The sequence below is a fragment of the Asaia sp. BMEF1 genome (assembly GCF_051628905.1).
GTDB lineage: Bacteria > Pseudomonadota > Alphaproteobacteria > Acetobacterales > Acetobacteraceae > Asaia.
The window spans coordinates 3,132,252-3,142,500 of the sequence record NZ_CP157575.1 but is presented as its reverse complement, the minus strand read 5'-3'; the positions used below and the strand labels follow the sequence as shown (position 1 = coordinate 3,142,500).

The following is a 10,249-nucleotide window of genomic DNA, read 5'->3' as shown; positions in this document are numbered from 1 at the left end:
TGACCTACATCTTCCAGTTCAGGCGGTTCACAAAACTGCCGCGGAGTTGCCTTCGATTGCAAAAAATTTAGCTCTGTGAGCATCACGTTTATAATGCCCTCCCTTGTAACTTGCTGGGGAAAGCACAAAAAACACCTCAGGATTACACAGGGTCCGTGATCATTTGAGTGAAGGCGGTACAAAACCATTGTCAGAGATTGAGGCGCAGGACGTGGAGATACTGTCGATGACCATTTACGCGTCCGTTCAGCACATCGGCAACTGATCTCCAGCCATGATGAAAATCGCCTTTCCCTATATCGCGCAGCCTCACCAGACACTGCATTCTCTGCCCATCGCCATGGAGATCGCTTCTCGGCATGCGGACACAGAGGTGCACGTCGCATGTACGACAGAGGCGCATCTGGATTATGCCAAGACACTCAGTGCACTTTACCCCCAGGCACGCGCGCGCTTCGATCTGCTGAAAATGCCCGAGATGCTCCGACGTCGTATCGAGCATTCCGGTCCGGGCGTTCTGGGCAAGATGGCCAGCCTGTTTTTCAACCGAGAGTATTTTTCGCGCTTCGAAGCGATCGTCGTGCCCGAGCGTACCTCGCTCTATCTGCGTCGGATGGGCATTCGCAAACCAAGGTTGATCTGGACCCGCCATGGCGCGGGGGATCGCGCTATTGGCTTCGCGCGCGACGTCAAAGAGTTCGATTTCGTGCTGCTCTCAGGCAAGAAAATCGAAGAGCGGCTTTTGTCTCAAGGCGCGATCAGCCCCGGCCGCTATTATCGCGGCTCTTACGCAAAATTCGATATCGTCAGGAAAATGGCGCGGACACGCCCTGCCCTGTTCGACAACGACAAGCCGATCGTTCTCTACAACCCACATTTTTCATCGAAACTGTCGTCATGGCCGCTTATGGGCGAACAGATTCTGCAATATTTTGCCAATCAGGACAAATACAATCTGATATTCGCGCCTCATTATCGTCTGTTCGACAAGCACAGACAGGAAGGGGAGCAACTCGTCGCCCGCTTTGCCAATCACGATCATCTTCTGATCGATCCTGGCAGCCCACGCAGCATCGACATGACCTACACCATGGCAGCCGATCTCTATCTGGGCGACGTCAGCTCTCAGGTCGCGGAGTTTCTTGTCCGCCCCCGGCCTTGCGTCTTCCTCAACGCACACCACGTTTCATGGCAATCTGACAGAAACTACCATTTCTGGAATCTCGGTCAGGTGCTCGATAACGCCGACACATTGCCATTGGCACTGAATGCCGCTGTGACAAAACATGACGATTTCCTTGAGGCGCAGCGGCAATATATACTAGAGACCTTCGAATTCACCGATGATGGCCCGACTGCCCCTGGGGCAGCGGATGCCATCGTAGATTATCTTCGTAACGCAGCATAACCCAATACGCGTGGACCGGACCGGGATCTCCCCGGCCGATTTCCATGACAGATCGAAAAGCAGAGCAGACTTATCCCTATGACGCCCAACCAAACGCCCGTTCCTACTGCATCGAACCAGAAGCGCCGTCACGGTGACTTTCCGACGTTCAGCGCTGCTCTGGACTACGCGGCGCAGGGAACATCGGGTTTCAACATCTATAACGGTCGCGGTCAGCTTCTCGAGGCGCTTTCCTACAGCCTTCTGCGTGAGCAGGCTCTGGAGACGGCACGTCGGCTGCTCGGTGCAGGCCTGTCTGTCGGCGATCGTGTCGCCATTGTCGCAGAAAGCGATGGCGATTTCGCCCGCATCTTTTTCGGCTGTCAGTATGCGGGGCTCGTGCCCGCACCCCTGCCGCTGCCGATCGCCTTTGGTGGCCGCGAGGCCTATATCTCGACGCTGCGAGGCATGGTCTCGGCTTCAGGCGCCCGCGCTGTCGTCGTTCCCGAACTGATCGGGTCCTGGACTGCGGACATCGTCGACGGCATCGATCTGGCGTTCGGAGGCTCGCCCGCAGAGTTGCTGGCGCTTGCCCCGTCCGAACAGACGTTGCCGACAATCGGTGCTGACGACCTGTCTTATCTCCAGTTCTCATCTGGCAGCACCCGCTTTCCCATGGGCGTTGCCGTGACGCAATCGGCTGGCATGGCCAATGCACGCGCCATCGCGCGCGATGGGCTCAAGGTCAGGGAAACTGGCGATCGCTGTGTCTCATGGCTGCCGCTCTATCACGACATGGGACTTGTGGGATTTTTCCTGACGCCCATGACCTGTCAGTTGACAGTGGATCTGCTGCCTACGCGTGAATTTGCCCGCCGCCCTCATGTCTGGCTCGATCTGATCAGCCGGAATCGCGGAACGATCGCCTATAGCCCCTCCTTCGGTTACGAGCTTTGCGCGCGCCGACCGGTTTCGGGCGATCTCGACCTCTCCGGCTGGCGGATTGCCGGCATCGGTGGCGACATGATCCGTCACCACATTCTCGAAACCTTCTCTGAGCGTTTCGCCGCTTACGGTTTCGATGGCCGGGCTTTTGTTGCAAGCTACGGGATGGCCGAAGCCACCCTCGCCATCAGCTTTGCCCCGCTCGATACCGGCATCGTGACCGACACAATCGACCTTCGCAAGCTCGAGACCGAAGGCGTTGCTCGCTCGTCCGACGATCCGTCTCATGCCCTGCGCACTTTCGTTCTTTGCGGCGTCGCTCTGCCTGAGCACGATGTTCACGTACGCAATGCCGACGGCGCCTTGATGCCAGAGCGTCATGTAGGGATGGTCTATGTCCGTGGGCCGAGCCTGATGCGTGGCTATTTCGGGCGTGAGGCCGAAACTGCGGAAGTGCTGGACGACAAGGGCTGGCTGAACACCGGCGATCTCGGCTACATGCTTCACGGTCAGGTGGTCATCACGGGTCGCGCCAAGGATCTGATCATCATCAACGGCCGCAATATCTGGCCTCAGGATCTCGAATGGTCTGCGGAACACGAAATTGCGTCGCTGCGCTCGCGCGACGTTGCGGTGTTTGCAGTTGAGGAAGCCGAAGGAGAGCGTGTCGTGGCGCTGGTGCAGTGCCGTGCCACCAATGACGAAGATCGCGCGAAGCTGCGTGAGGAAACCATGGGTCTGTTCCGCCGTCAGCATGGTATCGAGGTCGACGTCATTCTGGTGCCGCCCCATACCTTGCCGCAGACGTCGTCGGGCAAGCTGACCCGTGCCCGTGCCAAGGCGATGCTTCTGGCCGGACAGTTCGAAACCAGCCGTACCGCTGCCTGATACCCATGGGAGGGAAGTCCTTAACGACCCGTTCCCTCCCCTGCTTTCCCGACAGCGCCTGCATGGGGTGTGACCAAAAATCGCCCTCTGGCCATGAGGCCCGGGCTGTCGCATAAGACCCACCATCACAGGGCGCCTGGCGCCCCACCGCCTCTACTCGGAGACCTTGAAATGGCCGATACGGTCGCCTCCATCGCCTCGATGATCATCGACAAATTGCTTGCCAACCCGAAAGTCCCCCGCGACATCACCGGTGAAAGCAAGATTGTGGAAGATCTGGCCTTCGACTCCCTCGCCGTCATGAACTTTGTGATGGAGATTGAAGACGAACTCGATGTCTCCGTGCCGCTCGACAAGCTGGCCGATATCCGCACGATCAACGATCTTTCCGGCTGCCTAGCGTCACTCAAAGCCGGTAGCGCCTCGTGACCGATATTTTCGCCAAATATGCAGGCCTCAAGGCTGCTGCTGCCGGGCTGACAGCGCATTCCCCCCGCAACCCGTTCGGAGTGGTGATCGATCATCCGGTTTCGGCCACGGTCGGTCTAATCGAGGGGCGTGAAACCCTTCTTTTCGGCACGAATAATTACCTTGGCCTTAGCCAGTCGACAGTCGCTGCCGATGCGGCCATCGAAACCGTACGACGCGAGGGCGTCGGCACAACGGGGTCGCGCATCGCCAACGGCACTTACGCGCTTCACCGCAAGCTTGAAACGCGTCTGGCCGAAGTCTTCCGCCGCCGTCATTGCATGATCTTCTCGACAGGCTACCAGGCCAATCTCGGGGCGATCTCGGCACTTGCAGGCAAGGACGACGTGCTGCTTCTCGATGCCGACAGTCATGCCAGCATCTACGATGCCAGCCGCCTCGGCTATGCGCAGGTCATCCGCTTCCGTCATAACGACCCCGCCGATCTGGACCGTCGCTTGTCGCGACTGAAGGATCATCAGGGCGCCAAGCTGGTCGTCGTCGAGGGCATCTACTCCATGACCGGCAATGTCGCGCCCATGCGTGAATTTGCCGAGGTCAAGAAAAAGCATGGCGCTTACCTGCTTGCAGACGAGGCCCACTCCTTCGGCGTTCTCGGCGAGAACGGTCGCGGCGTGGCCGAACGCGATGGGTGCGAGGACGATGTCGATTTCGTCGTCGGCACTTTTTCGAAAAGTCTCGGCACGGTCGGCGGTTATTGCGTGTCCAATCTCGATGGGCTCGAGCTGATCCGCCTTTGCTCTCGTCCCTATATGTTCACCGCGTCGCTGCCGCCCGAAATCATCGCCGCAACACTGGCCGCGCTCGATGAAATGCTCGCGCGTCCCGAGTTGCGCACGCAGCTCTACGCCAATGCCAAGCAGCTCAATCATGGTCTGCATGCACTGGGGCTGAAGACTAGCGCTCATGTGAGCCCGGTTGTGGCCGTCACGCTCGAAACCGTCGAGCAGGCGCTCGCTTTCTGGAATCGCCTGCTGGAGCTCGGCGTTTACGTCAATCTGTCGCTTCCACCGGCTACGCCTGACGAACACCCGCTGCTGCGCTGCTCTGTCATGGCCGTGCATACGCCTGAGGAAATCGATCGCGCTCTGGGCATCTTCGCCCAGGCCAAGAAAGACGTTCTGGGCTAAACCCCAGGCCGAACATCGCAAAAAGGGCGAGAGGTTCTCTGAGCCCTCGCCTTTTTTGTGCGTGTGTTTCAGCCTTGCATTCCGCTGAGAAAGATTTTGCGTGCGCGCCAGAGGAGACTCGGCAGGCAGATCAGGGGATGACGCGCCTCGAAGGGAGAGAGCGTCAGCACGAAGCCGCTGTGCCGCTCGATTTTCCATGCGAGGTAGGCGGCCCCGTTCCGGAAAGTGAAGGCAGCCTTGATGAGCCGGGCGACATTGCGCCACCGCCCCCGGCGTGCCAGCCGCTCCCAGCGCCGCAGGGCGCGCAGGCGCTGGGCTTTAGAGAGCCTTGGCGCGAGGCAGCCCTCTTTCTCGTCGAAAGCGAGGCCCCCATTTTGCCATGCCGGGCGGGTGAGCGCGGCATAGCGCGTGCCTTGCCCCTGCATGATCACGGAACCGCGTCCGGCTTGTTCGACACGCAGCTCGGCACGGTAGCTACGCCGGAAAAGCGCCTCCCACCATTGCTCGGGACGATGCGCCCCCTCTTCGAGCCGCGCCGCCCAACCTGCGGCTGTCGTCACACAGGTTCGGATAATCGAGAGAAGGGTATCGGCAGCCTCAGGATCTTTCACCCAGACCAGACGTGCGGGCTGACAGAACCGCGCCCAGAGCGTGGTGTCTGTTGAGCGGGGCGACGCCCCGGCACGAAACTGCTGCAAGGACAGAACCGCGACTTTTGCCCGCAGGACCAGCCCGTCGATCTCATGCTCTGCATAGAAAACATTCGGAGGCAGAAGGCGATTGCCCAGAAGCGCCAGAGGCGAAGCGGGCCAGTCGGAGAGTTTTTCCAGCACGATATAGAAATCAAACAGCCCATCAGGGTCGAATTGCCGCAGACCGGAGCCATAGAAAAGTACCCCCAGCGGTCGCGTAATCCCGAGGATCTGCGCAACGAGAGCATGGAGGCGCGCATCGACCGAAGTCGTCAGCTCACCAATCAGGACGCGGTCGAGTGCGGCACGAGGCTCAGTCATGCACGAATCCGAACTCGGGCCCTTCGGAAAGCACGATACGATGATCGGCGCCCGGCGAGAAACACTCGCCATCGAGCACGAAATCGCCTTGGCAGGTCAGGATCAATGTCTCTGCCCTGCCACTCGCGTAGTCAGGGCTCTCTCTCAACCAGCTCGGCGCACGACCGCGAAGCAACGCCCAGGTCGCCTGCATCAACTTCTTCGGGTGATCGGCGACGCAAAGATAATGGAGCCCGCCCGATTTCGCCTTGCCGGTATTCCAGAAAGGCCAAATGCCAAGATTGAGCTTTTGCAACGCAGTGGAGAGAAAAAGAAAGCTCTGACCATCGATCAGGGCGGTGCCGTCACTCTCCAGCGTAAGGCGATCACCCGCCAGCCATGTTTCGCGTTGACGACGCCAGAGCAAACTGCCGAAAGCCCCGATAAGCGTTGCCGCAACAGCCAGATTATGGGGAGCATAACGCAACACATGAGGCGAATGCGCGATGGCGATAGCCCGAGCATAGCCTGAGCTACCCTGAAACATTCCAAGCCGCGCTTCATGCTCGCCCTCAGGCCAGGAAATCTTGAGGGGGCGACGCTTCGTGCGGGGCAGAACCCCACTGTTACGACAGAGGAGCTGAAGGGCGTCGATTCCACGCGTGGAAAAACCGATATCTTGGGCAATCAGATTGGTGTTGCCAGAAGGGAAGATCGCAATGTCGGGCAGCGCGTCCGGGGGATAACTGCGCGCAATGGCGGTCATGACGTCGCTGACCGTGCCGTCTCCCCCATTGATGGCGATGAGCGGCACATTGCGCCGGGCGAGTTCTGCCACCATCTCCTGCATCTCGTCGTGAGAAGACGGCACGAAGAAGCCTTCGCCCAGAAGATCACTCGCCTGACGTGCAAATTTTTTGCCATCCCGTCGGTTCTTGCGACTACGCGGGTTATGGATCAGGGCTAGGCGCACGGCAGTATCATTTATGTTACGGTCATCCCTTCAGCCCGACGGAACATCGGGGGTCCGCCTTGCGCGGCGCCATAGCATGACTTAGGCAGCGGGACCAGAAACCGATTGGTCATTTTTAACTTTTGGCATTACCGGCCTTTGACCTGTCGTAAGGAAGAGAAAGGTTGATGACCCTGACCGAAACCCCCTCTGTGGTTCTGGCGCATCTTTCCGACGTGCATCTTCCACCACCCGCCTCCCTGCCCTCATGGCGTCACTTCACCAATAAGCGCGCGCTGAGCGTAGCCTCCTGGAAACGCCATCGCGTCCACCGCCATTTGCCTGCGCTGTCCGACGCCATTCGCGACGATATGAAGGCCGCCAGACCCGATCTGATCCTCAACACCGGCGATCTGACGAATTTCGGCCTGCGAGACGAGTTTTCGAACGCCGCGTCATGGCTGCGTACAATGTCGGCCTCCTGCCTCGTTGTGCCCGGCAACCACGACGCCATGGTGCGCGAGCCCTGGCAGGAAACCACTGCCCAGTGGGCCGACTGGATGGAAAACAGTGCTGAAGGGGCGTTTCCCTATCTGCGCGAAGAGGGCGATCTCGCCATCATCGGCGTAAACAGCGCCGTACCGACCCCTCCCTTCATGGCCTGCGGATATGTCGGCGCAGCACAGCGCGCGCGCCTTGCCACACTTCTGGATTCAACACGTAACCGATGCCGAGTGGTCATGATCCATCACCCTCCACGCGCCGGGCTCGTTCCCTGGCGTAAATCGCTGCTCGATCTCAAGGCAGTGGCCGGCGTTATTGCGCAACATGGTGCTGCCATGGTGCTGCATGGCCATTCGCATGACGCCACACTCTCGACGATACCGGGCACCGCCATTCCCCTCATCGGCGTGCCGTCGGCTTCTTTGCAATCTTTCAGACCCTGGCGCCATAGTGGCTGGAACCGGATCGCGATTGCGCGCCGGAATACCGGATGGGAGATCGACCTGACGACACGTCAATACACGCGGGAGACAGGATGGCGAAGCAGTCGTCATCGTAACTGGCTCATACGCGACGGGCAGGGCTGATGCGTCTTCCCCATTTCCCGACCCTCGACCGTTATCTGCTGGCCCAGCTTCTGCCGCCCTTCATCGTCTCGCTTGCCGCCGTGCTGGCAGCACTTCTGCTTGAGCGCCTGCTCGTACTATTCGACGATCTTGCGGCAGAGGGCAGCTCTCTGGCGACTTTCGTATCGCTGCTGACTGATCTGCTGCCGCATTATCTCGGCCTGGCGCTGCCCGCAGCCCTTTGCGTCAGCGTGTTCCTGATCATCCGGCGAATGAGCGACAATAACGAGATCGATGCCCTCATGGCGAGTGGCGTCTCTCTGCTTCGCATTGCGCGCCCCTATATGTGGTCCGGTGTGGTGCTTGGGCTCGGCAGCATCCTGCTCTATGGCTATATCCAGCCCGTGGCGCGCTACGACTTCCGGTCGGGCTTCTATTATGCCGCCCATTCTGGCTGGGCGCCCCATCTTCAGGCGGGCATGTTCGCCACGACGTCGGGGGATTCGATGCTCACGGCCGACCGCGTCTCAAGCAACGGGACGGTGCTGCATGAGGTCTTCATCCGGCAGCGCGAACCCGATGGCGCCGTTCGGATCATCACAGCGCATCGCGGGCTGATCACAGCCGTGCCGTCCCTCAAACAGACACGTCTCGATTTATGGGATGGCCTGATCGTTTACGATCCACGAGACGACAGCAACAAGGCCAGCCAGACCCGTTTCGACCACAGCATGCGTACCTTCGATCAGAGCCATGATACGGCTGTTTTCCGCTCACGTGGGATCGACGAGCGCGAACTCACTCTGGTCGAACTGGCAACCCGGCTCGAAGCCTCTCATCAATCGGATGCCTCTACCGGTGAGGGGGTGATCACCCGGTCGAGCCTGCGCGCCGAACTCGATTTCCGCCTGGCACGCGCGCTCGCCATCCCTTTCATTCCGCCGCTGGCCGTCGCGCTGGCGATAGGCGCCAAACGACGCCGCCCGATCATAGGGCTCATCGCGCTGGCTATTGTTCTCGTCGGCTTCGATCATACGCTGCAATTCGGTCACGGTCTGGTCGCAACAGGGCGCATGAGGGGATTCTATGCGATCTGGCTGCCTGAAATCCTGTTCTGTACGATCTGCATGGCGTCCATTTTCAGGCGCTCGCGCGGGTCCTGGCGCCGACGCCAAGCCATCCCCCTCAAAAAGGCAAGGCGCGGATCATGAGCGACACCCAGCCATCGCGTTCAGTCCTGCGCACCCACCTGACGCGATCCTTTCTGAGCCGAACACTGATTTGCGGGGCGATCCTGGTTTCCATGATGGAAATTCTGGGTCTCCTTGAAATGACTACCCCGATTCTGGAGCGTCATCTCGGCGCGATAGGCATGGTGCGTTATGCTCTGCTCAGACTACCGAGCCTCGTTTATCAGACGCTTCCCCTTAGCACGCTGATCGGCGCCCTTTTTCTGCTCATGCAGATGACACTCAACAGCGAAACGGCGAGCCTTCGCGCCGCCGGGTTGTCGACACGGCGTCTGCTTGTCCTGCTTTTGCCCGCGATCGGAATAATCAGCCTGGTCGGAATCGCAACACAGGAGATCATCGCCCCCCGCGCTGAACTGGCGCTCGCCAAATGGTGGAACAGGACAGACCCGCACGCTTCAGGCAGCGGTCACGGCTTCTGGTTTCATGCCGCAGGCGACGTCGTGCATATCGACAGCTTCAGCGAAGGCGGACAGCGCATCACGAAAGTCGCGGTCTATCACCGCATCAAGGGTGGCGATCTGGTCGCCATCGATACGGCACCGGAGCTGGTTTTTGATCCGCAGACGGGCTGGCAGGCCGCCCGGGTACGCAGCCTTGCGCTCAGAAGCAATCGTGTCGATATAGAGGCGCGCAGCGATGTCACACTTTTGCCCGCAAGCCTTACGCCCGATACGCTTATCCAGCTCTCGCAGAACTACCCGGCGCTTTCTTTCTGGTCGCTCTGGAACATCCTGCATCACGGCGGAGCGTCGAGCCTGCCCAAGGCGACCTATCGCATGGCACTCTTCGCTCCCTTTACCCTCCCTGTGTCGCTCTGCGCGATGCTGTTCCTTGCCTTGCCTGTAATCTATATTCCCCCTCGCACGGGTACGCGCAGCCTTCTGCCGATTGCGGCGCTAGCTGCCGGTTTTGGTTTCATCGTGCTTCAAGGCCTGATACAGGCACTGGGCAATGCGGGAACCCTGCCCGCGTTAATTGCCGTCACGGCGCCTCCCGCCCTGGCATTCCTCCTCGGAGGGGCATGGATTGTGAAGATGGAAGAAAAATGAGCACGTTCAATGGTGAACAGGCCGAAGGTTTCTGGAAAGCCTTCTGGAATGCCCGGAAAAACCAGGGCTCTCTTCGCACCGGCAGAAGCTTCGA

At 59.7% G+C, this 10,249-nt stretch carries 9 protein-coding genes; 7 read left to right on the top strand and 2 right to left on the bottom strand.

Annotation, left to right across the window (positions count from 1 at the left end; all coding sequences use genetic code 11):
• The first annotated feature begins 277 nt into the window (after positions 1-277).
• The 4 genes from ABHV46_RS14015 (at position 278) to spt (ending at position 4,839) form a co-directional block, all read left to right on the top strand.
• Complete coding sequence (locus ABHV46_RS14015; RefSeq protein WP_438384422.1) at positions 278-1,408, top strand: CDP-glycerol glycerophosphotransferase family protein; 1,131 nt, start codon at positions 278-280, stop codon at positions 1,406-1,408.
• A gap of 78 nt (positions 1,409-1,486) precedes the next feature.
• Positions 1,487-3,220, top strand: a complete 1,734-nt coding sequence (locus ABHV46_RS14010; protein ID WP_438381977.1) for a fatty acyl-AMP ligase — start codon at positions 1,487-1,489, stop codon at positions 3,218-3,220.
• Between the two features lie 171 nt (positions 3,221-3,391).
• Complete coding sequence (locus tag ABHV46_RS14005; protein WP_438381976.1) at positions 3,392-3,649, top strand: acyl carrier protein; 258 nt, start codon at positions 3,392-3,394, stop codon at positions 3,647-3,649.
• Positions 3,646-4,839 (top strand): serine palmitoyltransferase, encoded by a 1,194-nt coding sequence (gene spt / locus ABHV46_RS14000; RefSeq protein WP_438381975.1) that lies wholly within the window; start codon positions 3,646-3,648, stop codon positions 4,837-4,839. The genes ABHV46_RS14005 and spt overlap by 4 nt, the downstream gene beginning before the upstream one ends.
• Positions 4,840-4,907: 68 nt before the next feature.
• Here spt and ABHV46_RS13995 read toward each other — a convergent pair whose 3' ends face one another.
• Together ABHV46_RS13995 and ABHV46_RS13990 are read right to left on the bottom strand one after the other, a co-directional pair.
• Complete coding sequence (locus ABHV46_RS13995; protein ID WP_438381974.1) at positions 4,908-5,852, bottom strand: hypothetical protein; 945 nt, start codon at positions 5,850-5,852, stop codon at positions 4,908-4,910.
• Entirely contained in the window at positions 5,845-6,804 is a 960-nt protein-coding gene (locus tag ABHV46_RS13990; protein ID WP_438381973.1) for a diacylglycerol/lipid kinase family protein, read from the bottom strand. Before ABHV46_RS13990 ends, ABHV46_RS13995 begins: the two co-directional genes overlap by 8 nt.
• A 167-nt stretch (positions 6,805-6,971) precedes the next feature.
• Here ABHV46_RS13990 and ABHV46_RS13985 point away from each other — a divergent pair, with 167 nt between their 5' ends.
• Genes ABHV46_RS13985 through ABHV46_RS13975 form a run of 3 tightly spaced genes read left to right on the top strand, consistent with a single transcriptional unit; the run spans position 6,972 to position 10,155 of the window.
• Entirely contained in the window at positions 6,972-7,874 is a 903-nt protein-coding gene (locus tag ABHV46_RS13985; RefSeq protein WP_438381972.1) for a metallophosphoesterase family protein, read from the top strand.
• Positions 7,874-9,064: an LptF/LptG family permease gene (locus ABHV46_RS13980; protein ID WP_438381971.1), complete on the top strand. Its 1,191-nt coding sequence runs from the start codon at positions 7,874-7,876 to the stop codon at positions 9,062-9,064. The genes ABHV46_RS13985 and ABHV46_RS13980 overlap by 1 nt, the downstream gene beginning before the upstream one ends.
• On the top strand, positions 9,061-10,155 hold the full coding sequence (locus tag ABHV46_RS13975) for an LptF/LptG family permease (protein ID WP_438381970.1): 1,095 nt from the start codon (positions 9,061-9,063) through the stop codon (positions 10,153-10,155). The genes ABHV46_RS13980 and ABHV46_RS13975 overlap by 4 nt, the downstream gene beginning before the upstream one ends.
• Positions 10,156-10,249 lie beyond the last annotated feature (94 nt).

Coding starts and splice junctions, on each gene's coding strand:
- ABHV46_RS14015 (WP_438384422.1), top strand. CDS start 278: ATGAAAATCGCCTTTCCCTATATCGCGCAGCCTCACCAGACACTGCAT.
- ABHV46_RS14010 (WP_438381977.1), top strand. CDS start 1,487: ATGACGCCCAACCAAACGCCCGTTCCTACTGCATCGAACCAGAAGCGC.
- ABHV46_RS14005 (WP_438381976.1), top strand. CDS start 3,392: ATGGCCGATACGGTCGCCTCCATCGCCTCGATGATCATCGACAAATTG.
- ABHV46_RS13995 (WP_438381974.1), bottom strand. CDS start 5,852: ATGACTGAGCCTCGTGCCGCACTCGACCGCGTCCTGATTGGTGAGCTG.
- ABHV46_RS13985 (WP_438381972.1), top strand. CDS start 6,972: ATGACCCTGACCGAAACCCCCTCTGTGGTTCTGGCGCATCTTTCCGAC.
- ABHV46_RS13980 (WP_438381971.1), top strand. CDS start 7,874: ATGCGTCTTCCCCATTTCCCGACCCTCGACCGTTATCTGCTGGCCCAG.
- ABHV46_RS13975 (WP_438381970.1), top strand. CDS start 9,061: ATGAGCGACACCCAGCCATCGCGTTCAGTCCTGCGCACCCACCTGACG.